Source organism: Streptomyces sp. NPDC052043 (assembly GCF_044548235.1).
Taxonomy (GTDB): domain Bacteria; phylum Actinomycetota; class Actinomycetes; order Streptomycetales; family Streptomycetaceae; genus Streptomyces.
This window is the reverse complement of sequence record NZ_JBIUBT010000004.1, coordinates 21,198-46,136: the sequence shown is the minus strand read 5'-3', so window position 1 is coordinate 46,136 and position 24,939 is coordinate 21,198. Positions and strand designations below refer to the sequence as shown.

The following is a 24,939-nucleotide window of genomic DNA, read 5'->3' as shown; positions in this document are numbered from 1 at the left end:
GGGACCGAGGTATTTTCCTGATGAAGATCCACAAGTACGACACCGTCATCGTCGGCGCCGGCGGCGCCGGTATGCGGGCCGCCATCGAGGCGACCAAGCGCAGCCGCACCGCGGTCCTGACCAAGCTCTACCCGACCCGCTCCCACACGGGCGCCGCGCAGGGCGGCATGGCCGCCGCGCTGGCCAACGTGGAGGAGGACAACTGGGAGTGGCACACCTTCGACACGGTCAAGGGCGGTGACTACCTGGTCGACCAGGACGCCGCCGAGATCCTGGCGAAGGAGGCCATCGACTCCGTCCTCGACCTGGAGAAGATGGGCCTGCCGTTCAACCGGACGCCCGACGGGACGATCGACCAGCGCCGCTTCGGCGGGCACTCCCGCAACCACGGCGAGGCCCCGGTCCGCCGCTCCTGCTACGCGGCCGACCGCACCGGCCACATGATCCTCCAGACGCTGTACCAGAACTGCGTCAAGGAGGGCGTGGAGTTCTTCAACGAGTTCTACGTCCTGGACCAGCTGATCACCGAGGTCGACGGCGTGAAGCGGTCGGCGGGTGTGGTGGCGTACGAGCTGGCCACCGGCGAGCTCCACATCTTCCAGGCGAAGTCCGTGATCTACGCCTCCGGCGGCAACGGCAAGTTCTTCCGGGTGACGTCGAACGCGCACACGCTGACCGGTGACGGCCAGGCCGCCGTCTACCGCCGCGGTCTGCCGCTGGAGGACATGGAGTTCTTCCAGTTCCACCCGACCGGCATCTGGCGCATGGGCATCCTGCTCACCGAGGGCGCCCGCGGTGAGGGCGGCATCCTGCGCAACAAGGACGGCGAGCGCTTCATGGAGAAGTACGCGCCGGTCATGAAGGACCTCGCCTCCCGTGACGTCGTCTCCCGCTCCATCTACACGGAGATCCGTGAGGGCCGCGGCTGCGGTCCCGAGGGCGACCACGTCTACCTGGACCTGACCCACCTGCCGCCGGAGCAGCTGGACGCCAAGCTGCCGGACATCACCGAGTTCGCGCGGACCTACCTGGGCATCGAGCCGTACACGGACCCGATTCCGATCCAGCCGACCGCGCACTACGCGATGGGTGGCATCCCGACCAACGTCCAGGGCGAGGTGCTCGCGGACAACACCACGGTCGTGCCGGGCCTGTACGCGGCCGGCGAGGTCGCCTGCGTCTCCGTGCACGGCGCCAACCGTCTGGGCACCAACTCGCTGCTGGACATCAACGTGTTCGGCAAGCGGGCCGGTATCGCGGCCGCGGAGTACGCCGCGAAGGCCGAGTACGTGGAACTGCCGGAGAACCCCGAGTCGTTCGTGGTCGAGCAGCTCGAGCGGCTGCGGACCTCCACGGGCACCGAGCGGGTGGCCGTGATCCGTCGTGAGCTGCAGGAGACCATGGACGCCAACGTCATGGTGTTCCGCACCGAGCAGACGATCAAGACGGCCGTCGAGAAGATCGCCGAACTCCGCGAGCGCTACCGGAACGTGGCGATCCAGGACAAGGGCAAGCGGTTCAACACGGACCTCCTGGAGGCCGTCGAGCTGGGCAACCTGCTGGAGCTGGCCGAGGTCATGGCGGTCTCCGCCCTGGCCCGCAAGGAGTCCCGCGGCGGTCACTACCGCGAGGACTACCCCAACCGCGACGACGTCAACTTCATGCGCCACACCATGGCGTACCGCGAGGTCGGCGACGACGGGTCGGAAACCGTCCGTCTCGACTACAAGCCGGTCGTCCAGACCCGCTACCAGCCGATGGAGCGTAAGTACTGATGGCAACCCCCGTTCTGGACAAGGTGGAGGCGCAGTCCGCCGCCTCCCCCTACATCACCGTCACCTTCCGCGTCCGCCGGTTCAACCCGGAGGTCTCGGCCGAGGCGACCTGGGAAGACTTCCAGCTGGAGATCGACCCCAAGGAGCGCGTCCTCGACGGTCTGCACAAGATCAAGTGGGAGCTCGACGGCACGCTGACCTTCCGTCGCTCCTGCGCGCACGGCATCTGCGGCTCGGACGCCATGCGGATCAACGGCAAGAACCGTCTGGCCTGCAAGACGCTGATCAAGGACATCAACCCCGAGAAGCCGATCACGGTCGAGCCCATCAAGGGCCTCACGGTCCTGAAGGACCTGGTCGTGGACATGGACCCGTTCTTCCAGGCGTACCGGGACGTCATGCCGTTCCTGGTCACCAAGGAGACCAACGAGCCGACGCGGGAGCGCCTGCAGTCCGCGGAGGACCGCGCCCGCTTCGACGACACGACGAAGTGCATCCTGTGCGCGGCCTGCACCTCGTCCTGCCCCGTGTTCTGGAACGACGGGCAGTACTTCGGCCCGGCGGCCATCGTCAACGCCCACCGGTTCATCTTCGACAGCCGTGACGAGGCCGGTGAGCAGCGCCTGGAGATCCTCAACGACAAGGACGGCGTCTGGCGCTGCCGCACCACCTTCAACTGCACCGACGCCTGCCCGCGCGGCATCGAGGTGACGAAGGCGATCGCGGAGGTGAAGCGGGCGCTGATCACGCGCCGCTTCTGACGTTCCGCGGTACACGACGCCGAGGGCCCCGTTCCGTTCGGAACGGGGCCCTCGGCGTGCCGTGCCCGGCCGTCGCCGGGTGCGCGCACGGGTCAGCCGCGCAGGATGCGACCCTGCGAGTCCGTGCGGTCGTTGCTCACGAAGAAGAGGATGGCGTCGATCAGGGCCCAGAGGCCGAGACCGCCGCAGGTGAGCAGCTGGGCGATGCCCACACCCACGGAGCCGACGTAGAAACGGCCGATGCCCAGGCCTCCGAGGAAGAGCTGGAGAATGCCCGCGACGATCTTCGACTTGTCGGAGTACGGGCGGCCCATCGGGTCGTAGCCGTAGGGGGCGTCAGGGGTGGGGACGGTCATGGCTGGTGCTCCTGGGGACTGGTGACAACACCCGGAGTGGGAATCTCCGAGGCCAGGGAGCCCGACGGCCCGGTCCATACGGCATCCGTGCGCGATTCCACGCGCGCCGACCGGATGCGGCCGTCCCCCCTGCGCCTTGGGAGCATAAAGATCCGAAAGGGCGGCGCGGGAGAGGGTTCGGAGGAATGTTCCCGTTCCGTGATCACATTCGGCCACCATGGCGCATTGGGCACTGTGCCCCGACCGCTCTAGACGACGTTGCGGACCACGGTCCACGCCACGGCCACCAGCAGCACCGCCGCCTGCGCCCGAGGGCTGAGCCGGGGGTGCCAGCGGCGGCCGCGCAGCCCCTCCAGGGCCCACCTGCCGAGCAGCGCCAGCGCGAACGGCGAGGCGAGCAGCAGCATCCTGTTGTCCAGCCAGGCCTGGCCGAGGCGGCCGTGCATCAGGTCGTACACCATGCGCGTGCCGCCGCAGGCCGGGCAGAGCAGCCCGGTGACGTACCGGAAGGGGCACTGGGGCAGGACGTGGCCGGGCTCGTGCGGGTCGGTGACGTAGAGGTACCCGGCGCCCGCCACGCCGGCGCACAGCACCGCGAGCGGAGCCGCGGCCGGATGCCGCAGCAGCCGGTCGCGCACTGTGCCGGACACCGCGTCAGCCACGCAGGATCCGGCCCTGGGAGTCGGTGTTGTCGTTGCCGGTCAGCAGCATGATGCCGTCGATCAGCGCCCAGATGCCGAACCCTCCGCAGGTGAAGAGCTGGGCGATGCCGATCCCGACGTGGCCGATGTAGAAGCGGCCGATGCCCAGGCCCCCGAGGAAGAGCTGGAGGACACCGGCGACGATCTTCGACTTGTCGGAGTAGGGGCGGCCGTAGGGGTCGTAGCCGTAGGGGGCGTTGGGGTCGAACTGCATCCCCGGGGGCGGCGGATAGCCACCGGGCGGCGGGTAGCCACCGGGGGGCGGGTAACCGCCGGGCGGCGGGTAAGCGCCGGGCGGCGGCGGATACGCGCCGGGGGGCGGGTTACCACCCGGAGGCGGCGGGTAGCCGCCGGGCTGCTGGTGGGGATACCCGTATCCCGGGGCCTGGTTGGGCTGCTGCGGCTGCTCGGACACGGTGGCTCCACTCTTCGACTTCCGACGAACTGACGGTCATATTGCAGGAAGAGCGGCCGAAGCGAAACATCGGGGTACCACCCGACGTCCCGCGCCCCGCGCCCCGCGCCCCGCGCCGAACGAGTGAGCCGGCACCCGCTCCGCGCTCGGCCTCCCGGGCGGCGCGGATCCCGTACCTAATCTGACGGCATGTCAGATGACGAGTCGTACGAGCTGCTCGGGTTCGACAACGTGCTGCTGCCCGTGGGGAATCTCGGCGAGGCCCTGGGGTTCTACGAGCGGGCCGGGTTCGCGGTGGCGTTCCGCCTGGACGAGGCCGGCATCGCGCTGCTGAAGGTCGGGGGCGAGACGCCGGGGATCCTGCTGCGCCAGGAGGAGCTCGGGCACCGCTCCCCGCCGTGGCCCTCGCCCCGGGTGTGGCTGGAGGTGCCGGACGCGCGGGCGGCGGCGCACGCGTTCGCGAGGGCCGGGATCGAACTGCTCGACGAGCCCTTCGCCGTGGCGACCGGCTGGACCGTCGAGATCGCCGACCCGTGGGGCAACGTCCTGGGCTTCACCGACTACCGCAAGCGGCCGGAACTCGGGCGCAGACCCTGAGACGCCCGTCACCACGGAACTTCCCCACGCGTGTTGAACGCGTTCAAAAACAGGTCTAGAGTCTCTCACGCCAGCGTTTTGAACGCGTTCAAAAGAAGGGGTGGGGGGCATGGACCGCACGGTCATCGCCTATGTCATCTATCTGCTCGTCAGCATCGCCCTGACCGTCTGGGTGGCCCGCACGCTCAGCGGGAACGGGCGGATCTTCCTCGCCGACGTCCTGCACGGCGACGACAGGCTCGCCGACGCCGTGAACCACCTGCTGGTGGTCGGCTTCTACCTCGTGAACCTCGGCTTCGTCGCGCTGTACCTGAGCGGCGACCAGGCCATCGACGACACGCGCGGCATCTTCGAGGCCCTGTCGACGAAGCTCGGCGTGGTGCTGCTGGTGCTCGGCGTGATGCATCTGGGCAACGTGTACGTGCTGAACCGGATCCGCCGCCGCGGGGTGCTGGAGCGCGAGCAGGTGCCGCCGGTCGCCCCGCAGGACTGGGCCGCGCCCTCGGCCGGGGCGTGAGCGCGGTGCCGACCGCCGCCGGCCGCGACCGGGACGCCGCGCGCGTCCCGGTCCGCGGGCTGACCGTCCTGTACGACGCCGAGTGCGCGCTGTGCGCGTCCGTGCGCGACTGGCTCGTCAGGCAGCCGCAGCTGGTGCCCCTGGAACTCGTCCCGGCCGGCTCCGAGCAGGCCGGGCGGCGCTTCCCGGGCCTCGACCACGGCGCCACCCTGGAGGAGGTCACGGTCGTCGGCGACTCGGGCCAGGTCTACCGGGGAGCCGCCGCCTGGATCGTCGTCCTGTGGGCCCTGCGCGAACACCGGCCGCTCTCCCACCGGCTCAGCACCCCGGCGGGCGCGCGGCTCGCCAGGGGCGCGGTGCTGGCCGCCGCCAGGTGGCGCGCCGGCCGGCGGGACGGCGAGCGCTGGGGCGGGGGCGCGTACCGGCGCGGGGACGGGTGGTCCTACGACCCGCGGTACGGCTGGATCCACGAACCACCCGGCTGTGACGGCGGCGCCTGCGCCACTGGCTAGGCTCTGTCCGTGCCCGCGAAGAACGACGACGCCCCCGGTGAGGGCGTGCCCGCCAGCAAGTCCGAGCAGACCCGCGCTCTCATCCTGGAGACGGCCATGCGGCTGTTCCAGGAACGCGGATACGACAAGACGACCATGCGGGCCATCGCCAAGGAGGCAGGAGTCTCCGTCGGCAACGCGTACTACTACTTCGAGGGCAAGGAGCACCTGATCCAGGGCTTCTACGACCGGATCGCCGCCGAGCACCAGGAGGCGGTCCGGGAGGTCCTGGCCCGGGAGACCGCCCTGGAGGCGCGGCTGGCGGGCGTGCTGAGGGCGTGGCTGGACGTCGCCACGCCCTACCACGAGTTCGCGGTGCAGTTCTTCAAGAACGCCGCCGACCCGGACAGCCCGCTCAGCCCCTTCTCCCCCGAGTCGGAACACGCGCGCGTGGAGGCCATCGGCGTCCACAAGGAGGTGCTGCACGGCGCCAGGACCAAGGTCCCGGCGGAACTGCGCGAGGTGCTGCCCGAGCTGATGTGGCTCTCCCAAATGGGGCTCGTGCTGTACTGGATCTTCGACCGGACCGAGGGGCGCGAGCGCAGCTACCGGCTGGCCGAGCGCGGCGCCCGCCTCACCGCGCGGGGCGTCGCCCTGGCCCGCTTCCGCCTACTGCGGCCCCTCGTCCACGAGGTGCACGAACTGTTCACGGACTTCCTGCCGGGCATGACCCGGCTGATGCCGGACCCGGCGGGCAGGGGGCGGGGCACGGCGGCCGAGTGATCACTTCCGGGTGTCACCCTGCCCGCCGCCATCGGGGCCGAGGTCACCCTCGACGTCGGCAGAATCCCCAAGGACGGGGAGACGCCGGCTACTTGACCGCGTCGACCTCCTCCTCCGTCAGCTCCACATCGTGGACCAGGGGGCCGTCGGTCACGACGACGTGGTGGGCGCGGGAGCCGTGGGGTGAGGCCGTGGCCGCCAGCAGGTAGGTGCCCGGTCCCGGCACCGCGACGATGTACGAGCCGTCGGCCAGGGACGCCACCCGGTCCAGTTGCCGGCCGCCCTTGGACAGCAGGGTCACGGCCGCGCCATGGACCGCTTCGCCCTCCTCGGTGCGGATGAAGCCGTGGACCACCGAAGCGGGGCCGGTCGGCCGCGGCACCGGTGCCTCCTCGGGCTCCTCCGCCGGCTCCACCGCCAGATGCGGCAGGCGGCGCTCCAGCCAGGCCGGCAGCCACCAGTTGGCCCTGCCGAACAGATGCATCGCCGCCGGCACCAGCGCCGTCCGCAGCACGAACGCGTCCAGCGCGACCGCCGCCGCGAGACCGACGCCCGCCATCGCCGCGCCCTGGTTCCCGCTGAGGACGAAGGCGAGGAAGACGCAGACCATGATCAGGGCCGCCGAGTTGATGACCCGGCTGGTCTCCGCGAGACCCACCCGGACCGCACGGGCGTTGTCCCGAGTGTGCACCCACTCCTCGTGCATCCGGCTCACCAGGAAGACCTGGTAGTCCATCGACAGGCCGAACAGCAGGGACAGCATGATGATCGGCAGGAACGCCTGGATCGGCCCCTCCTTGCCGAGGCCCAGCAGCTCCAGGCCCCAGCCCCACTGGTAGATCGCCACCAGGACGCCGAAGGACGCCGCGGCGGCGACCAGGTTCATCACCGCCGCCGTCAGCGGCACCAGCAGCGAACGGAAGGCGACCAGCAGGAGCAGGAAGCCGAGGCCGACGATGGTCGCGACGAAGTACGGCAGACGGTCGCCCGTGACGGAGGCGAAGTCCTTCGAGACCGCCGTGACACCGCCGACGTGCGCCCGCGCCCCCGCCTCGGGGATCACCTCGTCGCGCAGGGTGTCGATGAGCCGGTCCGTCCGCTCGGACTGCGGCGAGGTGGTCGGGACGACCTGGATGACGGTGACACCGTGCGCGGGCGGCAGCGCGGCCACCCGGGCCACCCCGCGGGTCTCCTCGATGCCCTTGACCAGCGCGGTGGTGTCGCCGTCGGCGGAGACCACCTGGAGCGGTCCGTTGAAGCCGGGTCCGAAGCCCTCGGCCAGCAGGTCGTACGCCCTGCGGGTGGTCGTCGAGGCGTCGTCGTTGCCCTGGTCGCCGGCGCCCAGCCGCAGTGACAGCACCGGCAGCGCGAGCAGGACCATCACGACCAGCGCGAGGCCCGCGATCCAGCCGGGACGCCTCTGCACCGTTCCCGACCAGCGTGCGGCGAGCGTGCTCGCCCCCTCCTCGCCGGAGGGGCCCCCGGCCGCGAGCCGCCGCCGCTGGCGCCGGCTGAGCACCCGCGGCCCGAGGAACCCGAGCAGCGCCGGCAACAGGGTGACGGCCGCGAGCACGCTCAGCACCACGGTGAGCGAGGTGCCGATGACCACACCGTCCAGGAAGCGCAGGCCCGTCACCAGCATCCCGGCGAGCGCGATGCACACCGTGCCGCCCGCGAACAGCACGGCCCGGCCCGAGGTGTTGAGGGCGACCGCCGCCGAATCCTCCGGTTCGAGACCGCGCAGCAGGCCGCGCCGGTGCCGGGTGACGATGAACAGCGCGTAGTCGATGCCCACGCCGAGGCCGATCAGGGTGGCGAGCAGCGGGGCGATGTCGGGCACGTCCGTGACATGGCTGATCATCTGGGTCGAGAACAGGCCGATGCCGACCCCGAAGACCGCCACGGCGATCGGCAGGAGCATCGCGAAGAGCGAGCCGAAGGCGAGGAACAGCACGACCGCCGCCGCCGCGAGGCCGACCAGCTCGGACAGACCCGTGGGCGGCTGCTGGATCCGAGTGATCGCCTGACCGCCCAACTCCACCCGGAGCCCGTCGCGTTCGGCCGCCCGCGCGGTGTCGACCACATCCTGCACGAGCTGCTTGGGCACCTCGTTCGCCCGCTCGGCGAAGGTGAGCTGCGCGTACGCGATCGTGCCGTCCCGGCTGATCTGCGCCGCGCCCCGGGCGCCCGCGTACGGGCTGCTGACCGCGCCCACCCCCGGCATCCGGCCGATCTCCGCCAGGGCGGGCTCGATCCGGGCGCGCACCGACGCGTCCCGGACCGACCCCTCGTCGACCTTCCACACCACCGTGTCGGTGTCGCCGGCGGCCTTCGGGAACGCCTTCTCCATCAGGTCGTACGCGGACTTGGAGTCCGTGTCCGGCAGGGAGAAGACGTTCGCGTAGGCCGTGCCCCCGGCAGACGCCCCCACGCCCGCCCCGAGCAGCGCCACCACCCACAGCAACAGGACCAGCAGCCGGTGCCGGTAGCACCACCGCGCCAATGTCGTCACGCTCTACGCTCCTTCATCCGGGTCCCCCGGGTCCTGGGACACCAGCATCCGCAGCGGCGGGCGCGGACGGGCACGTGCCGCCCCGACTCTCAAGGAACTCCAAAGCAGCCGAGGCCCCGCCGCCGGTCCCGCCGCGGATACTGGGGACATGACCGTCAACGAGGCAGGGCACGAAGGGGCGACGGTCCTCGTCGTCGAGGACGAGGAGTCCATCGCGGACGTCCTGGCCATCGCGCTGCGCTACCACCGCTTCCAGGTGATGACCGCGGCCACGGTCCGCGAGGCGTGCGCGCTCGTCGAGCGCACCCGGCCCGACGTGGCCCTGCTGGACGTGATGCTGCCGGACGGGGACGGCCGGGCGCTCGGCCGCGAGCTGCGCAGCCGCTGCCCGGACCTGGCGCTGGTCTTCGTCACCGCGCGGGACGCGCCCGCGGAGGTCGTCGGCGCGCTCGGCTTCGGCGACGACTACATCACCAAGCCCTTCAACATCGACGAGGTCGTCGCCCGGGTACGGGCCGTGCTGCGCCGCACCCGCCCCGCCGACGTCCTCCCGCAGCGCCCGCCGCTGCGCTACGGCGATCTGGAGCTGGACGAGACGACGTACTCGGCGCACCGTGCGGGCCGTGCGGTCGAACTCACCCCCACTGAGTACGCGCTGCTGCGCTTCCTGGTGCGCAACGGCGGCCGGATCGTGCCCAAGGAGCAACTCCTCAGGCACGTCTGGCAGTACGAGCACACACCGCCCGAGTCGACCGTCGTCGAGACCTACATCAGCTATCTGCGCCGCAAACTGGACGCGCTCGGACCGCCGTTGATCACCACGCGGCGGGGCGTGGGATACGGGCTGGCATGAGGCCGGTCGGACCGCGTCCGCGGCGCCGCCGGCACGGGATCCACTCCCTGCGCGGCAAGCTGACCCTGGCGAACGTCGGGCTGCTCGCCGTGGGTGTCGTGGTGGCGACGGCCGCGAGCCTGATGGGGATGCGGCACTACCTGCTCGGCCAGATCGACACCCAGCTGATCAAGACCCGTGAGTCCGTGGTCGACTCCCGGCTGACCATGCGGCAGATCGACTCGCTGGCCGCGCTGGCCCTCATCCGGGACCACTTCGTGCAGGCCACCGTCGGCAGTCCGCGGCCCGACTCCGTCTTCACCGCCCTCGGCAGCCGCGGCGAGGCCGTGCCCATCGCCGGTTTCGCGCCGACGAAGGCCCAGCGGGCCCTGGCCGCCGCGGTCGGCGATCCGGGCGCGCTCGCCGCCGACCCGACACCGCACGAGGTGACGCTGCACGGCGCCGTCTACCGGACGACCTCCGCCCGGCTGGCCGACGGCACCTACCTCGTGTTCGCCACCTCCACCGACCCGCTGCACCAGGGCGTCGCCAAGGCCCTCAAGCTGGACCTCGGCGTCGGCACGCTGCTGCTGGCGCTGCTCGCCTGCCTGACGATGTTCAGCGTGCGGCGCCGGATGCGGCCGCTGGAGGACATGGTGGAGACCTCCTCGGCCATCGCCGAGGGCGACCTGACCCGGCGGGTGCCCTCCAGCCACCATCCCACCCAGGAGGTGGAACAGCTGCGGGTCGCCCTGAACTCCATGCTGCACCAGGTGGAGACGGCGTACCGCACGCGCGAACGCAGCGCGTCCCAGCTGCGCCGCTTCGTCGCCGACGCCTCGCACGAGCTGCGCACCCCGCTGTCGGCGATACGCGGCTACCTCCAGTTGTACGACAAGGGGATGCTGACCGAGCCGGACGAGCGCAGACGCGCCTGGGACCGGATGAACGCCGAGGTGGACCGCATGGGGCGGCTCGTCGACGAACTGCTCACCCTGGCCCGCCTGGACCAGCGGCCGCAGCTGCGGCTGCGGAACGTCGACGTCGTCCGGCTGGTGCGGGACGCCGCCGAGGACCTGCGCGCACAGCAGCCGGAGCGGCCCGTGACCGTGGGCGCCGAGGGCGTCCTCCTCGTGCACGCCGACGAGTCGGGGCTGCGGCAGGTGCTCGGCAACCTGGTGGCCAACGTGCGCGTCCACACGCCCGCCGACGTTCCGGTGCGGCTCACGGCGGAGCGCACGGACGGGGTCGTACGGCTGTGCGTGCGGGACAGGGGTCCGGGGCTGGCGGAGGAGGACGCGGCGCGCGTCTTCGACCGCTTCTTCCGCGCGGGCGGCGGCGCGGGCAGCGGCCTCGGCATGGCCATCGTCCAGGGGGTGGTCGAGGCCCACAACGGCGAAGTGACCGTCCGCACGGACCCCGGGGAGGGGCTCGCGGTGACGGTCACTCTGCCGGCGGGAGCACGGCCGTGACGCTCAGCGGGCGCAGGCCGCGACGGTCAGATCCAGCCCAGCTTCCAGAGCCGGTAGCTGCCCGTACCGTCCGTCAGGTACTGGGCGCCGCCGACGTCCTCGCTGCTGACGACGTACTCCTTGCGCTGCCACAGCGGGATCAGCGGTACGTCCTGCGCGACCTGCGCCTGCAGGGTGCGGAAGTCCGTGGCGCTGCGGCCCCGGTCGGCGAACTGCTGCGTGTCCCGGATGAGGTTGTCGACGGTCTTGCTGTTGTAGCCGGTGCTCATGGGACCGTCGGCTGCGACGACGCTGGCGAAGGTGTCCGGGTCCGGGTAGTCGGCGACCCAGCCGACCGCGTACGTGTCGAGGCTGCCGTCCGCCCAGAGCTTCTGGAACGCGCTCCACTCGTAGCCCTTGACGTCGACCTTGAACAGGCCGCTCGACTCCAGCTGCCGCTTGATCTCGGCGGCCTCGTCGGCGACGGCGCCGCCACCCTTGCCGTAGCCGTAGCTGATCCGCACCGGGAGCGACACGCCGGCCTCGGTCAGCAGCGCGCGTGCCTTCTGGTCGTCCTGCGCCGGGTAGGTGTCGAAGAACGCCGTGTTGTGGCCCGTGATGCCCGCCGGGATCACCGAGTACAGCGCGTCGACGGTCCCGTCGTACACGCTGTTGGCCAGCTCCTCGCGGTTGATCAGCCAGGCCAGGGCCTGCCGGACGCGGACGTCGTGCAGCGGTGAGGAGGCACGGGCGTTGAGGTAGAGGTTGCGGACGTCGGAGCTGTCGGACACCGACACGCGCATCTGGGGGTCGCTCGGGTTGAGTCCGGCGAGGACCTTCGGGGGCAGCGTGCGGGAGGCGACGTCGATCTGCCGGGCGCTCCAGGCCTTCTCGAGCCCGGACGCGTCGTCGTAGTAGCGCAGCTCGACCGGCTCTCCGGTGCTGCTGATGGCGCCCTTGTAGGAGCCGTTCGGCTCCAGCACCGCGCTCTTGTCCTTGGCGTACGCCTTCAGCGTGTACGGTCCGGTGCCGTCGACGGCGGTGCCCGTACGCAGCCCGTTCTTCGGGTAGCGGGTGTGGTCGACGATGGCCCCCGCGCCCGTGGCCACCTTCTGGGGGAAGGTGGCGTCCGGCGTCGACAGGTGGAAGGTGACGGTCATGCCGCCGGCCTCCACCGAGCCGAGGGTGGACAGCAGGGGAGACGGGCCGGAGTCGGAGTTGACCTTCTTCACGCGGTCGAAGGAGAACTTCACGTCCTCGGCGGTCATCTCGCGTCCGCTGGGGAACTTGATTCCGTCGCGCAGCTCGCACCGGTAGGTGCGCAGTCCGCCGCCGACGAAGCCGCAGCTCTTGGCCGCGTCCGGCACGGGTGTGACGCCACCCGGCTCGAACGTCAGCAGGGACTGGAACACGTTGCTGAACAGCGCCCAGGAGCCTGCGTCGTAGGCTCCGGCCGGGTCCAGCGACGTGACGGCGTCCGTCGTCCCGACGACGATCGTCTTGTTCTTGCTCTCCTGCGACGGCAGCAATTGCCAGCCGCCCACCCCCACGACCGCCAGCACGAGCAGCGTCGTGAGGATCCGCATGCGAACCGATCGCATCCGTATCCTCCCCAGGTCCCTTTTGGACCCTTCTGCATATGCCACACACCTGAGTGGCGCGGATACCTAATCACACGCTTTTCACGAAGGGAAAGCCGGGTCTGGGGAGAATGCGAAGAAGTTACGAAGACTTGTTGTTCGAGCGTTTGGGAGGGGCCTGCGGGGAGCTGGTCAGGCCTGGGTCGAGGCGAGTTGGACGACGGTGATGTCGGACGGGGCTCCGACCCGGGTGGGCGGGCCCCACGCGCCCGCGCCGCGGCTGACGTACAGCTGGGTGTCGCCGTAGCGCTCCAGCCCCGCGACGGTCGGATTGGCGGCGGCCGCGAGGAGGTTGCCGGGCCAGAGCTGGCCGCCGTGGGTGTGACCGGAGAGCTGGAGGTCCACACCGTGCCGGACGGCCTCGTGGATCTGCACCGGCTGGTGGGCGAGCAGTACGCACGCGCGTGCCGTGTCCCGGTCGCCGAGCGCCCGCTCGTAGTCGGGGCCCTGCCCCTCGCTCTCGCCCTGTACGTCGTTGACGCCGGCCAGGTCGAAGGAGGGCAGTTCGGTGCGCGCGTTCTCCAGGGGGCGAAGGCCCAGACGCCGCACCTCCTCGACCCACTGCTCGGCACCGGAGAAGTACTCGTGGTTGCCGGTGACGAAGTACGCCCCGTGCCGCGCCCGGAGCCCGGCCAGCGGGGCCGCCGCCGGTCCGAGGTCCTTCACGCTGCCGTCCACCAGGTCTCCGACGACGGCGATGAGGTCGGGCTGGGTGGCGTTGACCGTGTCGACGACCTTCTGCGCGAAGCCGCGCCCGAGGACGGGTCCGAGGTGGATGTCGCTGACGACGGCGATCCGGAACCCGTCCGCCGCCCGCGGCAGCTTCGCCAGCGGCACGGTGACCCGCTTCACCCGCGGCCCGCGCAGCACCCCGTAGGTCCCGTACCCCACGGTCCCCAGGGCGACCGCGGCGGCGCCGCCGCCGACCACCCGCGACACGAACAGCCTCCGGCCGGGAAGCTCACGCGGCGGCGACACGCCCTCCGCGGGCGTGCCCGGAGGGTCGGTGCCGGGTGGGGCCGCCACGGCCCCGGCAGAACCGGCGACCGCCGCCCCGGCCCCGCCCACCGCGGAACGCGCCGGCTCGTCGGCGGACCGCGGCTCGTGGGCGGGCGTCTGTGCGGCGGGGAGGGGGTCGGACGGTTCGGGGACGGCGGGTGCCTGCGGGCGGGTGGGCAGGAGGCGGCGCAGGACCGGGCGGAGGGGTTCGGTCGCCAGGGTGGCCAGCAGCAGGTACAGCGCCAGGGCGAGCCAGAGGAAGCCGGGCCAGGCCAGGGTGCGCTGGAGCCGGAAGGGGGCTCCGGCGCGCTCGGTGACGAGGGCCGCGACGGCCAGGAGCCAGCCGCCGACGATCAGGGCCGCGCCCGCCCGGCGTACCGGGCCGGGGCCGCTGGTGGTGTCGCGGAACAGGCGGCGCCACAGGTACCAGTTGGCCGCCACCACCCCGCTGAGCACGAGCAGCGCCACGAGCACGAAGACGACCACCATGCCGCCGGTTCCTTCCGCCTGTCGCCTGTACCGGCCTCCGGCCCCGCCGAAGGCCCCGTGGAACTGTCCGGAACGCTACGGCGTCCGGCGCAGTGCGCGCAGTCCGCGCAACCCGATGCCCCCGATGACCGTCCCCAATACGAAGGAGACGACGGCGAGCGTCAGATGCACCCAGAAGTAGGCCGTCGGGTGCCCGTGGTCGAACGCGAGACCGCTGCCGTCCTTGACGAGATTCTTGACGAAAGTGACCCAGATGACCCAGCTCCACACCCCGAAGGCGAGCAGGAACCAGGAGACGGGGCGGCTGAGCTTCATGCCTTCAGTATCGCCGTCCGGAACCCGGCTCCGCGGGCGGGGTGGGAGGGCGGGCGGAACGTCACTGCCCGCGCCGGGTACGTTTCCGACCGTGCCCGCACCCAATAAGATCGTCAAACGATCGCTGATGGTCGCTTCCGCCGTCCTGCTGTCCATGTCGTCCGTGTCGCTGACCGCGCCGGCCGCCCTCGCCGCGCCGGTCCCGTCGGCCACTCCCCCGGCCGGGATGTCCACCGTGGGCGGCGCCCGCCTGGGCCTGCCCGGCACACAGGTCGACCTGGCCGACGGCGCGCCCGTGCTGCCGAAGGACCTCACCGCGCGCTCCTGGATCGTGGCCGACGCCGAGTCCGGCGACGTGCTCGCCGCGCACAACGCGCACTGGCGGCTGCCTCCGGCCAGCACCCTGAAGATGCTGTTCGCCGACACCGTGCTGCCGAAGTTCCCCCGGACCCAGACGCACAAGGTCGCCCCGGCCGACCTCGCCGAGGTGGGCGCCGGCTCCAGCCTGGTCGGCATCAAGGAGAACGAGACCTACACGGTCCACGACCTGTGGCTGGGCGTCTTCCTGCGCTCCGGCAACGACGCCGTGCACGTGCTGTCCGCGATGAACGGCGGCACCGGGCCGACCGTGCAGGACATGAACGCGCACGCGCAGGAGCTCCAGGCGCTCGACACGAACGTGGTGAGCCCGGACGGCTACGACGCCAAGGGCCAGGTCTCCTCGGCGTACGACCTCACGCTGTTCGCCCGCTCGGGGATGCAGAAGAAGGACTTCCGCGAGTACTGCTCGACGGTGCGGGCGTCGTTCCCGGGCGAGACCAAGAAGAACAAGAAGGGCAAGACCACCCGTGGCTCCTTCGAGATCCAGAACACCAACCGGCTGCTGAGCGGCGACTACGACGTCCCGGTCTACCAGGGCATCGCCGGGGTGAAGAACGGCAACACCACCCACGCGGGCGCCACCTTCACCGGCGTCGCCGAGCGTGACGGCCGGGTGCTGCTCGTGACGGTGATGAACCCGGAGGACAAGCAGCACAACGAGGTCTACAAGGAGACCGTCAAGCTCTTCGACTGGGGCTTCGCCGCTCTGGACAAGGCGCGGCCGGTGGGCGACCTGGTGCCGCCCAGGAGCGCCGTCGAGGCGAAGGGGCAGCCGGGCGCCGAGCCCTCGGCCGGCCGGACCGACGGCGCCTCGTCCCCCGCCGCCGAGGCGAGCGCGTCGGCGCAGCACGGCTCCAGCGGGATGGGGACCGCCCTGGGGGTCGCCGGTGGCGCGCTGGTGCTGCTCGCGGCCGGCGCGTTCCTGGTCAACCGCCGGTGGCCGCTGCCGGACCTGATGCGCCGCCGGACCCGCCCCTGAGATCGACGGCCCGGCCGCCGTCGCCGCCCCCGTCGGGCTCGCCGTTCCCGTCGCCCGCACCGCCCTGCGTCGCCGTCCAGGCGGCGCAGTACAGGACCAGCTTGGCCGTGAAGTTCATCCACAGCAGCAGGGCGACAGGGACCCCGAAGGCGCCGTACATGCTCTTCGCCGCCACCCCCTGGATGTAGCCGCTCAGCAGCAGCTTCAGCAGCTCGAAGCCGACCGCGCCGATCAGCGCGGCGACCAGCAGCCGGTGGCGTGGCGGCTCCACGCCGGGCAGCAGGGTGAGGACGTACAGCAGCACCAGGAAGTCGGCGAGGACCGCGACCGCGAACGCGATGATCCGCAACAGGACGCTGCCCCAGCCGTGTTCGGCCAGCCCGATCTGCCGGGCGAGGTAGCCGACGGCGGCCGAGGCGACGGTGGACACGGCGAGCGTGACCAGCAGCGCACCACCGAGCCCGATCAGGACGCCCGCGTCCTTCACCCTGGCCATCAGCGGGTTCTCCTCCGGGTCGGGCAGTCGCCACACCGCGCGCAGGCAGTCCCGCATCTGGCCGACCCAGTTGACGCCGGTCAGCAGCAGGACGGCACCGGCGATGAGCCCGACCGTCCCGGCGTTCTGCACCAGGGCGCTGATGTCCAACTGCTGTCCCAGGCCCGGGAACTGCTGGACGATCTTGTCCTGGAGCGTGTGCTGCTGCTGCGGACTGAGCGTGGCGGCGCCGACCGCGGCGGCCACCGTCAGCAGCGGGAACAGCGCGATGAAGCTGATGAACGTCATGGCGGCGGCCAGTCGCGACCATTTGACCCGGTCCAGGCGCTCGTACGACCGCCACGCGTGCGTGGTCATCAGGCGGGCCACCCACGGCCCGACGACGGGAAGCTTCTTCAGCCAGTCCATGATCGGACTGTGCCCGCTCGACGGCCGCATGAACACAGCGTTTCTGCGTCAAAACACGCATACCCGAACGATACGGTCGCCTGCCGGCAGGCAGTGTGCGCCTACCGGGCGGGTAGTGTGCCGCGGTCCACAGCGCCCGCCTGCGGGGGCACCACGGCGCTGCCGCCGAAGCCGAACTCGCGCAGTTTGCGCCACACCCCGTCGGGACCCTGTTCGTGCAGGGCGAACCCGGTGCACGGCCACGCGGCCTCGTACCCGGCGAGCTCCTCGAAGGCGCGGTCCATCGCCGCGTCGTCGATGCCGTGCGCCACCGTCACATGCGGGTGGTAGGGGAACTGGAGTTCGCGCGCCACGGGCCCGGAGGCGTCACGGACCTGCTGCTGGAGCCGCGTGCACGCCTCGACGCCCTCGACGACCCGCACGTAGACCACCGGGGACAGCGGCCGGAAGGTGTCCGTGCCGGACAACCGCATGGTGAAGGGGCGCCCGACCGCGGCCACCTCCGTCAGATGGGCCTCGACGGCCGGCAGCTCCACGGCGTCGACCTCCGTCGGCGGCAGCAGGGTGACGTGCGTGGGGATGCCGTGAGCCGCGGCGTCGCCGAAGCCCGCGCGCCGCTGCTGGAGCAGGCTGCCGTGGGGCTCCGGGACCGCGATCGACACGCCGATCGTTACGGTCCCCACGTCGTCTCCTTCGTCGTGCCGGATCTGTCTTCTGGGTCTTCTGGGGCTTCTTGTTTCGTTCTCAGCCGTTTCGTCACCGCCGTCCGGCTATGACTGTACGACCACGGCGCCGCTGTGGGCAGGCACAGCCACAGTGATGTGCGGCGCTCTGCCCCGCGGCGCGCGTGTGCGGTGGTGCGTCTCAGTGCTTGGCGGGCAGGAAACCCACCCGGTCGTACGCCTGGGAGAGGGTCTCCGCGGCGACCGTGCGCGCCTTCTCCGCACCCTTGGCCAGGATCGAGTCCAGGGTCTCCGGGTCGTCCAGGTACTGCTGGGTCCGCTCCCGGAACGGCGTCACGAACTCGACCATGACCTCGGCGAGATCCGTCTTGAGCGCACCGTAGCCCTTGCCCGTGTACTTCTCCTCCAGTTCGCCGATACCCGCCCCGGTCAGCGTCGAGTAGATCGTCAGGAGGTTGCTGACGCCCGCCTTGGTCTCCGGGTCGTACCGGATGACGGTGTCGGTGTCCGTGACCGCGCTCTTGACCTTCTTGGCCGTGGCCTTCGGGTCGTCCAGCAGGTTGACCAGGCCCTTCGGCGTGGACGCCGACTTGCTCATCTTGGTCGTCGGGTCCTGGAGGTCGTAGATCTTCGCCGTTTCCTTGAGGATGTACGCGTCCGGGACGGTGAAGGTCTGGCCGAAGCGACCGTTGAAGCGCTCGGCGAGGTCGCGGGTGAGCTCGATGTGCTGGCGCTGGTCCTCGCCCACCGGCACCTCGTTGGCCTGGTAGAGCAGGATGTCGGCGACCTGGAGGATCGGGTAGGTGAACAGGCCGACGGAGGTCCGGTCGGTGCCCTGCTTGGCGGACTTGTCCTTGAACTGGGTCATGCGGCCGGCCTCGCCGAAGCCGGTGAGGCAGTTCATGACCCAGGCCAGCTGGGCGTGCTCGGAGACGTGGCTCTGCACGAACAGCGTGCAGCGGTCCGGGTCCAGCCCGGCGGCCAGCAGCTGGGCGGCCGCCACCCGCGTGTTGGCGCGCAGCTCGGCCGGGTCCTGCGTGACCGTGATCGCGTGCAGGTCGGCGAGCATGTAGAACGCGTCGTGGCTCTCCTGGAGGGCCACCCACTGGCGGACGGCGCCGAGGTAGTTGCCGAGGTGGAACGATCCGGCGGTGGGCTGGATTCCGGAGAGCACGCGGGGTCGGTCAGTCGCCATGCTCACCATTCTCTCAGGTAAGAGAGCCCGATCCGGAACCGGTCGGAAACAGATGGGAACCGGATCGTCCCGCGCGGTGTAACAAGGGTGTGAGAACGCGGGAGGGGGGCCGCATCGTCGATGAGGCCGCGGTGATCGCACGCGTACGCGCCGGGGAGCCGGAGGCGTACGCGGAGCTGGTGCGGGCCCACACGGGCATCGCGCTCAGGGCGGCCGCCGCGCTCGGGGCGGGGGCGGACGCGGAGGACGTGGTGCAGCAGGCCTTCGTCAAGGCGTACTGCGCCCTGGGCCGGTTCAGGGACGGCTCGGCCTTCAGGCCGTGGCTGCTGTCGATCGTCACCCATGAGACGAGGAACACAGTGCGCGCCGCGGCCCGGCAGCGCACGCTCGCCGGCCGGGAGGCGGCCTTCGTGGAGGCCGAGCCGCTGATACCCGAGTCGGCGGACCCCGCGGTGGCGACGCTGCGGACGGAGCGCCGCGCCGCCCTGCTGGCCGCACTGGAACAGCTGAGCGAGGAGCACCGTCTGGTCGTCACCTACCGCTATCTGCTGGAGATGGACGAGTCGGAGACCGCCCAGGCCCTGGGCTGGCCCCGGGGCACCGTGAAGTCCCGTCTCCACCGCGCCCTGCGCAAGCTGGGCCGACTGCTGCCGGACGCCCGGTCCAGGGAAGGGGGTGAGCAACGTGCGTGAACAGGAGGGGGCGGGGCGGGCGGGGCCCCCCGGGCTGCCGGATGAACTGCGGGCGCTCGGACGCTCGCTGGACGCGCCGGGACCGTCGGGTCCGGCAGATCTGGCAGATCCGTCGCGTCCGGCGGGTCCGGCGGCGGGGTCCGAGTCGATGGCGGAGCGGGTGCTTCAGCAGATACTGGCCGATCAAGTGCCGGTCCCGGTGGCCGAGCCGGCGCGTGCGGGTGAGCGGCTGCGGGCGGTGCGGCACTGGACGCGGACGCGGTGGCGTTCGCTGACGGCGGCCCTGTGCGGTCTGCTGACGGTCCTCGCGCTCACGCCCCCGGTGCGGGCGGCGGTCCTCGACTGGTTCGGCTTCGCCGGCGTCGAGGTGCGGTACGACCCGTCGGCGGTGCCCTCACCCGGCGCCGAGGTCCCCGGCTGCGGCCGGTCGCTGTCCCTGGCGCAGGCCCGGCGTCAGGCCGGCTTCGAGCCCCTGGTGCCCGACGCGCTCGGCGTGCCGGACGCGGTGACGGTGACCGGCGAGCCGCGGGGGCGGTTCCTGGTGACCCTGTGCTGGCACGAACAGGGGCGGACGATACGACTCGACGAGTACCCGCAGCAGCTGGACATCGGCTTCACCAAGAGCCTGCGGGAACCGTCGGAGTGGATTCCGCTGGGCACGGCCTCGACCGACGGCGTCTTCGACTCCGCCCTGTGGTTCCCGAGGCCGCATCTGCTCAGCTTCTGGCTGCTGGACTCCGACGGCCACCGCTTCACCCGGAACGAGCGGACCGCCGGCCCGACGCTGCTGTGGATGCACGGGACCGGCGACGACACCGTGACGCTCCGGCTGGAGGGAGTGACGTCCAAGGCGCACGCGATGCGGATCGCCCGGTCGGACGTGCTGGAGGCCGGGGCTTCCGGGCGGCCTCAGCGCCCGGAAGGTGGGAACCCCGGCGGGCCGGGCGGTGTACCAGAAGTGATGCGCGGCCCGGGGCGGGCCGCGTCGGATTCGACCGGTGGGGGTTCGGATGGGCAACTGGAGGATTCGTGAACTGACCGCGCTCCTGGGCGCGTTGACGATGATGCTCGCCGTGATGGTGTGGGGCGCGTCCTCCGCGACGGCCGGCGGGCCGACCAGTGTGCTGGTGACCTCGCCGCAGAGCGGACAGGCCCACGCGCTCTACTACTCCGAGAAGGAGTACGGGCAGTTGGAGAAGCTTCTGGGCCCGGCCGGCTCGGGCAGCCGCGACCTGCCGCCCGAGGCCGATCTGGTCCACGCACGGCAGCTCAACGTGACCTGGCTGGTGCACGACATATCACCGTGGCGGTTCGACCGGGTCTTCCCGATGACCCGTGGGAACGCCGTCTGGATCCACACGGCGGCGAACGTGCCCGAGTCCATGAACGGCTACTGGCACCGTGCCGAGCGGCCCGCCCGGCTGCGTGCCCTGCTCGCGAAGCTGGGCGTGATGGGCAAGGCCTCCCCCTCGGACCAGGGGTACGCCGGCATCTTCCCGGCGCCCTGGCAGGACGAGACGGCCGCACCGGACACCGCGGCACCGCAGACCGGACCCGACGCCGAGGGGACGCAGACGGTGCGGGTGAGCGTGCCGTCCGCTGAGGACGGCGGCACCGACTGGTGGTGGGCGATACCGGGAGCGGCGGCCGGGGCGGTGCTCGCGCTGGTACTGCGGCGCTTCGTGCCGAGGCTTCCGCTCGACCGCCTGCGGCGGGAGCGGGACCCGGGCCCCCGGCAGGAACTGCGGGACGTGTAGGACGCGTGCGCGGGACGAGAGGGGACGGCCGGGTGGAACCGCGCGGCAGGCGTACGGCGTCGCGGCTCACCGCCCTGCTGCTGACAGCGGTGGCGGCAGCGCTTCTGTCAGGGGTGCCGGTGGTCGCCGCAGCCGCCGGGGCGGACGGACAGCCGCGCACCCCCGATGTGGCGCTGCTCGTCGCGGGCGGTTCGGGGCGGACGACGGTCCTGCACTCCGGGGAGCCCGGCTTCGCCCTGCTCCAGAAGCTGCTGAGGCCGGCGTACACGGGGACGGAGCCGGTACCGGACGCCTGGGCGGAGGGCAGGTATCCGGCAGTGCGGATGACCGTGGTGTGGGGGCTGACGGGCGTCGGCGGGTGGCCGCAGACGAACAGACCGCCGGGAGGAGACGTGGCCGTCGAACGGCAGGACCAGCTGATCGTGGCGGAGGACGGCACCCCGTGGGTCCGCTCGGATCCGGCGCCGGATGTCGCGGACGACGACATCCGCTGGCACCGGGCACCGCAGGGCACCTACGACCGGCTGGCCGGCTCGGGGCTGCTGGGTCAGGCGCTGGACCCGCCGCCCGCCACGGCCGGGCATGGTCGGAGTGCTCCCTTGTGGTGGGCGGCCGGCGGGCTGGCCGCCGGGGCCGGCGGCATGTTGCTGCTGTGCCGCACGGCGGCCCGGCATGGCGCCGGACCGCCGAGGGAGGAACGACGACAGGAGCTGATCGACTTGTGAGTCCAGTGCCCCTGTGAGTCCAGTGACCCTGTCCGTCCTGTGACCGTGGGTCCCGGACGGGACGGGTCAGCCGAGGTCGATCTCCGGGTAGAGGGGGAAGCCCGCCACCAGGTCCGTGGCCCGGTGCGAGATCTCGTCCGCGATCTTCGGGTCGAGAACGTGCTGGGCCTTGGAGGGGGTGCCCTTGCCGGTGACGCCGGGCTCGGTGGCCGTCAGGACACGGTCGATCAGGCCGGCGACCTCGTCCATCTCGGCGGTGCCCAGACCACGGGTGGTCAGCGCGGGGGTGCCGATGCGGATGCCGGAGGTGTACCAGGCGCCGTTGGGGTCGGCCGGGATCGCGTTGCGGTTGGTGACGATGCCGGAGGCGAGCAGGGCGGCCTCGGCCTGACGGCCGGTGAGGCCGTAGGAGGAGGCGACGTCGATCAGGTTGAGGTGGTTGTCGGTGCCGCCGGTGACGAGGGTGGCGCCGCGGCGCGTCAGGCCCTCGGCGAGGGCGCGGGAGTTGTCGACGATGCGCTGGGCGTAGCCCTGGAAGGAGGGCTGCCGGGCCTCGGCCAGGGCGACGGCCTTGGCGGCCATGACGTGCGGGAGGGGGCCGCCGAGGACCATCGGGCAGCCCCGGTCGACCTGGTCCTTGAGGGAGTCGTCGCACAGGACCATGCCGCCGCGCGGGCCGCGCAGGGACTTGTGGGTGGTGGTGGTGACGATCTGGGCGTGCGGGACCGGGTCGAAGTCGCCGGTGAGGACCTTGCCGGCGACCAGGCCCGCGAAGTGGGCCATGTCGACCATGAGCGTGGCGCCGACCTCGTCGGCGATCTCGCGCATGATCCGGAAGTTCACCAGGCGCGGGTAGGCGGAGTAGCCGGCGACGATGATCAGCGGCTTGAACTCACGGGCAGAGGCGCGCAGGGCGTCGTAGTCGAGGAGGCCGCTGGCCGGGTCGGTGCCGTAGGAGCGCTGGTCGAACATCTTTCCGGAGATGTTCGGGCGGAAGCCGTGGGTGAGGTGCCCGCCGGCGTCCAGGGACATGCCGAGCATGCGCTGGTTGCCGAAGGCCTGGCGCAGTTCGGCCCAGTCCGCCTCGGAGAGGTCGTTGACCTGGCGGACCCCGGCCTTCTCCAGGGCGGGGGCCTCCACGCGCTGGGCGAGCACGGCCCAGAAGGCGACGAGGTTGGCGTCGATGCCGGAGTGCGGCTGGACGTAGGCGTGGCGGGCGCCGAAGAGTTCCCTGGCGTGCTCGGCGGCCAGCGACTCGACGGTGTCGACGTTGCGGCAGCCGGCGTAGAAGCGGCGGCCGATGGTGCCCTCGGCGTACTTGTCGCTGAACCAGTTGCCCATGGCCAGCAGGGTGGCCGGGGAGGCGTAGTTCTCCGAGGCGATCAGCTTGAGCATCTCGCGCTGGTCGGCGACCTCCTGGCCGATGGCGTCGGCCACGCGCGGCTCGACGGCGCGGATCACGTCGAGGGCGGCACGGAAGGCGGTGGACTCGTTGGACAGGGGCGCGGTGTTCTCAGGCATCGGGACCTCCGGACGTGGCATCGGCGTTCACGTTACGGCCCAGGCGCACGGCACACTTTCGGCTCGGGCCGCTCCCCGATGGTCGGTCCCATCCCAGCGCGCCAGTCACGGCCCGCCGTCAGCCTACCGGGCGCACCCCACGGCGCAGTTCCCCCGTCCGCCATGCGAGCGAGGATAGGAAGGAGGACAACCTCCCCTCCCCGGGAGGCGCCCCTCGTCCTCGGGAGCCGCCGTGACCGCCACGGAAGACCTCATCGCCGCCGCCGACGCCCACAGCGCACACACCTACCACCCGCTGCCCGTGGTGATCGCCACGGCGGAGGGCGCGTGGATGACGGACGTGGAGGGCCGCCGGTACCTCGATCTGCTGGCCGGTTACTCGGCGCTGAACTTCGGGCACCGCAACCGGCGGCTGATCGAGGCGGCCGAGGCGCAGATGGAGCGGGTGACACTGACCTCGCGGGCCTTCCACCACGACCGGTTCGCGGAGTTCTGCGAACGGCTGGCCCAGCTGTGCGGCATGGAGTCCGTACTGCCGATGAACACGGGCGCGGAGGCGGTGGAGACGGCCGTGAAGACGGCCCGGAAGTGGGGGTACCGGGTCAAGGGCGTGCCCGCGGAGATGGCGAAGATCGTGGTCGCGGGCAACAACTTCCACGGCCGCACGACGACGATCATCAGCTTCTCCACCGACCCGGTGACCAGGGCGGACTTCGGGCCGTACACGCCGGGCTTCGAGATCGTGCCGTACGGGGACCTGACGGCGATGCGGTCGGCGATGACGGAGAACACGGTCGCCGTGCTGCTGGAGCCGATCCAGGGCGAGGCGGGGGTCCTGGTGCCGCCGGCCGGTTATCTGCCGGCCGTGCGGGAGCTGACCCGGCAGCGGAACGTGCTGTTCGTCGCCGACGAGATCCAGTCGGGGCTCGGGCGCACCGGCCGAACCTTCGCGTGCGAGCACGAGGGGGTGGTACCGGATGTGTACGTGCTCGGGAAGGCGCTGGGCGGCGGGATCCTGCCGGTGTCGGCGGTGGTGTCCTCGCGCGAGGTGCTGGGCGTGTTCCGGCCGGGCGAGCACGGGTCGACGTTCGGCGGGAACCCGCTGGCGTGCGCGGTGGCGCTGGAGGTGATCGCGATGCTGCGCTCGGGCGAGTTCCAGGCGCGGGCCGCGGAGCTGGGCGAGCATCTGCACCGCGAGCTGGGGCAGCTGACCGGGACGGGCCGGGTGCGGGCGGTGCGCGGCCGCGGGCTGTGGGCGGGCGTGGACGTGGACCGGTCGCTGGGGACCGGGCGGGAGATCGCCCGGAAGCTGATGGACCGGGGCGTCCTGGTGAAGGACACCCACACCTCGACGATCCGGATCGCCCCGCCGCTGGTGATCGGCAGGGAGGACCTGGACTGGGGGCTGGCCCGGCTGCGGGCGGTGCTCGGCGTGTAGCGGGTGACAGTCCTCTGCCCGGAGTCCCCT

24 protein-coding genes, 1 pseudogene and 1 riboswitch are annotated in these 24,939 nt (G+C 71.7%); of the genes and pseudogenes, 14 read left to right on the top strand and 11 right to left on the bottom strand.

Annotated features, from left to right (window positions below; all coding sequences use genetic code 11):
• Positions 1–20 precede the first annotated feature (20 nt).
• Positions 21–1,775 carry a succinate dehydrogenase flavoprotein subunit gene (gene sdhA / locus ACIHCX_RS11460; protein WP_400028724.1) on the top strand — a complete coding sequence of 585 codons (1,755 nt, stop codon included), beginning with the start codon at positions 21–23 and terminating at the stop codon, positions 1,773–1,775.
• Positions 1,775–2,536, top strand: coding sequence for a succinate dehydrogenase iron-sulfur subunit (locus ACIHCX_RS11455; RefSeq protein WP_400028723.1), 762 nt, complete (start codon positions 1,775–1,777; stop codon positions 2,534–2,536). Before sdhA ends, ACIHCX_RS11455 begins: the two co-directional genes overlap by 1 nt.
• Before the next feature lie 92 nt (positions 2,537–2,628).
• Here the strand turns inward: ACIHCX_RS11455 and ACIHCX_RS11450 are convergent, their stop codons facing one another.
• From ACIHCX_RS11450 to ACIHCX_RS11440, 3 genes are all read right to left on the bottom strand, one after another.
• On the bottom strand, positions 2,629–2,892 hold the full coding sequence (locus tag ACIHCX_RS11450) for a TM2 domain-containing protein (RefSeq protein WP_400028722.1): 264 nt from the start codon (positions 2,890–2,892) through the stop codon (positions 2,629–2,631).
• 248 nt (positions 2,893–3,140) lie between these two features.
• On the bottom strand, positions 3,141–3,554 hold the full coding sequence (locus tag ACIHCX_RS11445; protein ID WP_400028721.1) for a DUF2752 domain-containing protein: 414 nt from the start codon (positions 3,552–3,554) through the stop codon (positions 3,141–3,143).
• A complete protein-coding gene (locus ACIHCX_RS11440) occupies positions 3,547–4,008 on the bottom strand; it encodes a TM2 domain-containing protein (protein ID WP_400028720.1) in 462 nt (153 codons plus the stop codon). Before ACIHCX_RS11440 ends, ACIHCX_RS11445 begins: the two co-directional genes overlap by 8 nt.
• A gap of 189 nt (positions 4,009–4,197) precedes the next feature.
• Between ACIHCX_RS11440 and ACIHCX_RS11435 the strand changes: the two genes are divergently transcribed.
• From ACIHCX_RS11435 to ACIHCX_RS11420, 4 genes are all read left to right on the top strand, one after another.
• Positions 4,198–4,605 carry a VOC family protein gene (locus ACIHCX_RS11435; protein ID WP_400028719.1) on the top strand — a complete coding sequence of 136 codons (408 nt, stop codon included), beginning with the start codon at positions 4,198–4,200 and terminating at the stop codon, positions 4,603–4,605.
• 109 nt (positions 4,606–4,714) lie between these two features.
• The gene (locus ACIHCX_RS11430; protein WP_400028718.1) at positions 4,715–5,122 is read left to right on the top strand and encodes a hypothetical protein; all 408 of its coding nucleotides are present in this window, start codon (positions 4,715–4,717) and stop codon (positions 5,120–5,122) included.
• Positions 5,119–5,634, top strand: a complete 516-nt coding sequence (locus tag ACIHCX_RS11425) for a thiol-disulfide oxidoreductase DCC family protein (RefSeq protein ID WP_400028717.1) — start codon at positions 5,119–5,121, stop codon at positions 5,632–5,634. Before ACIHCX_RS11430 ends, ACIHCX_RS11425 begins: the two co-directional genes overlap by 4 nt.
• A 9-nt stretch (positions 5,635–5,643) precedes the next feature.
• Positions 5,644–6,396 carry a TetR/AcrR family transcriptional regulator gene (locus ACIHCX_RS11420; RefSeq protein WP_400028716.1) on the top strand — a complete coding sequence of 251 codons (753 nt, stop codon included), beginning with the start codon at positions 5,644–5,646 and terminating at the stop codon, positions 6,394–6,396.
• 88 nt (positions 6,397–6,484) lie between these two features.
• On the opposite strand, the gene ACIHCX_RS11415 is transcribed toward ACIHCX_RS11420, so the two are convergent.
• Positions 6,485–8,899 carry an MMPL family transporter gene (locus ACIHCX_RS11415; protein WP_400029211.1) on the bottom strand — a complete coding sequence of 805 codons (2,415 nt, stop codon included), beginning with the start codon at positions 8,897–8,899 and terminating at the stop codon, positions 6,485–6,487.
• Positions 8,900–9,056: 157 nt separating this feature from the next.
• Here ACIHCX_RS11415 and ACIHCX_RS11410 point away from each other — a divergent pair, with 157 nt between their 5' ends.
• Both ACIHCX_RS11410 and ACIHCX_RS11405 read left to right on the top strand, forming a co-directional pair.
• Positions 9,057–9,761, top strand: coding sequence for a response regulator transcription factor (locus ACIHCX_RS11410; protein WP_400028715.1), 705 nt, complete (start codon positions 9,057–9,059; stop codon positions 9,759–9,761).
• Positions 9,758–11,212: an ATP-binding protein gene (locus ACIHCX_RS11405; RefSeq protein ID WP_400028714.1), complete on the top strand. Its 1,455-nt coding sequence runs from the start codon at positions 9,758–9,760 to the stop codon at positions 11,210–11,212. Before ACIHCX_RS11410 ends, ACIHCX_RS11405 begins: the two co-directional genes overlap by 4 nt.
• 26 nt (positions 11,213–11,238) lie before the next feature.
• Here the strand turns inward: ACIHCX_RS11405 and ACIHCX_RS11400 are convergent, their stop codons facing one another.
• The 3 genes from ACIHCX_RS11400 to ACIHCX_RS11390 form a co-directional block, all read right to left on the bottom strand.
• Positions 11,239–12,777: an ABC transporter substrate-binding protein gene (locus ACIHCX_RS11400; RefSeq protein ID WP_400028713.1), complete on the bottom strand. Its 1,539-nt coding sequence runs from the start codon at positions 12,775–12,777 to the stop codon at positions 11,239–11,241.
• A 186-nt stretch (positions 12,778–12,963) separates the two neighbouring features.
• A complete protein-coding gene (locus ACIHCX_RS11395) occupies positions 12,964–14,319 on the bottom strand; it encodes a metallophosphoesterase (protein ID WP_400028712.1) in 1,356 nt (451 codons plus the stop codon).
• A gap of 75 nt (positions 14,320–14,394) precedes the next feature.
• The gene (locus tag ACIHCX_RS11390; RefSeq protein WP_400028711.1) at positions 14,395–14,634 is read right to left on the bottom strand and encodes an SCO4848 family membrane protein; all 240 of its coding nucleotides are present in this window, start codon (positions 14,632–14,634) and stop codon (positions 14,395–14,397) included.
• A gap of 91 nt (positions 14,635–14,725) precedes the next feature.
• On the opposite strand from ACIHCX_RS11390, the gene ACIHCX_RS11385 reads away from it, so the two are divergent.
• On the top strand, positions 14,726–15,994 hold the full coding sequence (locus tag ACIHCX_RS11385; RefSeq protein ID WP_400028710.1) for a D-alanyl-D-alanine carboxypeptidase family protein: 1,269 nt from the start codon (positions 14,726–14,728) through the stop codon (positions 15,992–15,994).
• Here the strand turns inward: ACIHCX_RS11385 and ACIHCX_RS11380 are convergent.
• From ACIHCX_RS11380 to trpS, 3 genes are all read right to left on the bottom strand, one after another.
• Positions 15,942–16,898 (bottom strand): YihY/virulence factor BrkB family protein, encoded by a 957-nt coding sequence (locus ACIHCX_RS11380; RefSeq protein ID WP_400028709.1) that lies wholly within the window; start codon positions 16,896–16,898, stop codon positions 15,942–15,944. The genes ACIHCX_RS11385 and ACIHCX_RS11380 overlap by 53 nt on opposite strands.
• Positions 16,899–16,999: 101 nt before the next feature.
• Entirely contained in the window at positions 17,000–17,581 is a 582-nt protein-coding gene (locus tag ACIHCX_RS11375; protein WP_400028708.1) for a 2'-5' RNA ligase family protein, read from the bottom strand.
• 181 nt (positions 17,582–17,762) lie between these two features.
• Positions 17,763–18,776 (bottom strand): tryptophan--tRNA ligase, encoded by a 1,014-nt coding sequence (gene trpS, locus ACIHCX_RS11370; RefSeq protein WP_400028707.1) that lies wholly within the window; start codon positions 18,774–18,776, stop codon positions 17,763–17,765.
• A 131-nt stretch (positions 18,777–18,907) separates the two neighbouring features.
• Here trpS and ACIHCX_RS11365 point away from each other — a divergent pair, with 131 nt between their 5' ends.
• The 4 genes and pseudogenes from ACIHCX_RS11365 to ACIHCX_RS11350 all read left to right on the top strand — a co-directional run bounded on the left by ACIHCX_RS11365 (position 18,908) and on the right by ACIHCX_RS11350 (position 21,950).
• Positions 18,908–19,468 carry an RNA polymerase sigma factor gene (locus ACIHCX_RS11365; RefSeq protein ID WP_400028706.1) on the top strand — a complete coding sequence of 187 codons (561 nt, stop codon included), beginning with the start codon at positions 18,908–18,910 and terminating at the stop codon, positions 19,466–19,468.
• A pseudogene (locus ACIHCX_RS11360) lies at positions 19,452–20,363 on the top strand (hypothetical protein); the annotation flags it as partial. The gene ACIHCX_RS11365 and the pseudogene ACIHCX_RS11360, both read left to right, overlap by 17 nt.
• A 115-nt stretch (positions 20,364–20,478) precedes the next feature.
• Complete coding sequence (locus tag ACIHCX_RS11355; protein ID WP_400028705.1) at positions 20,479–21,225, top strand: hypothetical protein; 747 nt, start codon at positions 20,479–20,481, stop codon at positions 21,223–21,225.
• A gap of 77 nt (positions 21,226–21,302) precedes the next feature.
• Positions 21,303–21,950: a hypothetical protein gene (locus ACIHCX_RS11350; RefSeq protein ID WP_400029210.1), complete on the top strand. Its 648-nt coding sequence runs from the start codon at positions 21,303–21,305 to the stop codon at positions 21,948–21,950.
• A gap of 66 nt (positions 21,951–22,016) precedes the next feature.
• On the opposite strand, the gene ACIHCX_RS11345 is transcribed toward ACIHCX_RS11350, so the two are convergent.
• A complete protein-coding gene (locus ACIHCX_RS11345) occupies positions 22,017–23,471 on the bottom strand; it encodes a glycine hydroxymethyltransferase (protein WP_400028704.1) in 1,455 nt (484 codons plus the stop codon).
• A gap of 30 nt (positions 23,472–23,501) precedes the next feature.
• Positions 23,502–23,590, bottom strand: a riboswitch (ZMP/ZTP riboswitch).
• A 113-nt stretch (positions 23,591–23,703) separates the two neighbouring features.
• On the opposite strand from ACIHCX_RS11345, the gene rocD reads away from it, so the two are divergent.
• The gene (gene rocD / locus ACIHCX_RS11340) at positions 23,704–24,909 is read left to right on the top strand and encodes an ornithine--oxo-acid transaminase (protein WP_400028703.1); all 1,206 of its coding nucleotides are present in this window, start codon (positions 23,704–23,706) and stop codon (positions 24,907–24,909) included.
• The last annotated feature ends 30 nt before the right edge of the window (positions 24,910–24,939 follow it).

Excerpts from the sequence above, each read along its gene's own strand:
- ACIHCX_RS11355 (WP_400028705.1), top strand. The coding sequence starts at position 20,479 with ATGGGCAACTGGAGGATTCGTGAACTGACCGCGCTCCTGGGCGCGTTG.
- ACIHCX_RS11345 (WP_400028704.1), bottom strand. The coding sequence starts at position 23,471 with ATGCCTGAGAACACCGCGCCCCTGTCCAACGAGTCCACCGCCTTCCGT.
- trpS (WP_400028707.1), bottom strand. The coding sequence starts at position 18,776 with ATGGCGACTGACCGACCCCGCGTGCTCTCCGGAATCCAGCCCACCGCC.
- ACIHCX_RS11400 (WP_400028713.1), bottom strand. The coding sequence starts at position 12,777 with ATGCGGATCCTCACGACGCTGCTCGTGCTGGCGGTCGTGGGGGTGGGC.
- ACIHCX_RS11455 (WP_400028723.1), top strand. The coding sequence starts at position 1,775 with ATGGCAACCCCCGTTCTGGACAAGGTGGAGGCGCAGTCCGCCGCCTCC.
- ACIHCX_RS11450 (WP_400028722.1), bottom strand. The coding sequence starts at position 2,892 with ATGACCGTCCCCACCCCTGACGCCCCCTACGGCTACGACCCGATGGGC.
- ACIHCX_RS11410 (WP_400028715.1), top strand. The coding sequence starts at position 9,057 with ATGACCGTCAACGAGGCAGGGCACGAAGGGGCGACGGTCCTCGTCGTC.
- ACIHCX_RS11435 (WP_400028719.1), top strand. The coding sequence starts at position 4,198 with ATGTCAGATGACGAGTCGTACGAGCTGCTCGGGTTCGACAACGTGCTG.
- ACIHCX_RS11390 (WP_400028711.1), bottom strand. The coding sequence starts at position 14,634 with ATGAAGCTCAGCCGCCCCGTCTCCTGGTTCCTGCTCGCCTTCGGGGTG.
- ACIHCX_RS11430 (WP_400028718.1), top strand. The coding sequence starts at position 4,715 with ATGGACCGCACGGTCATCGCCTATGTCATCTATCTGCTCGTCAGCATC.
- ACIHCX_RS11395 (WP_400028712.1), bottom strand. The coding sequence starts at position 14,319 with ATGGTGGTCGTCTTCGTGCTCGTGGCGCTGCTCGTGCTCAGCGGGGTG.
- sdhA (WP_400028724.1), top strand. The coding sequence starts at position 21 with ATGAAGATCCACAAGTACGACACCGTCATCGTCGGCGCCGGCGGCGCC.
- ACIHCX_RS11380 (WP_400028709.1), bottom strand. The coding sequence starts at position 16,898 with ATGGACTGGCTGAAGAAGCTTCCCGTCGTCGGGCCGTGGGTGGCCCGC.
- ACIHCX_RS11405 (WP_400028714.1), top strand. The coding sequence starts at position 9,758 with ATGAGGCCGGTCGGACCGCGTCCGCGGCGCCGCCGGCACGGGATCCAC.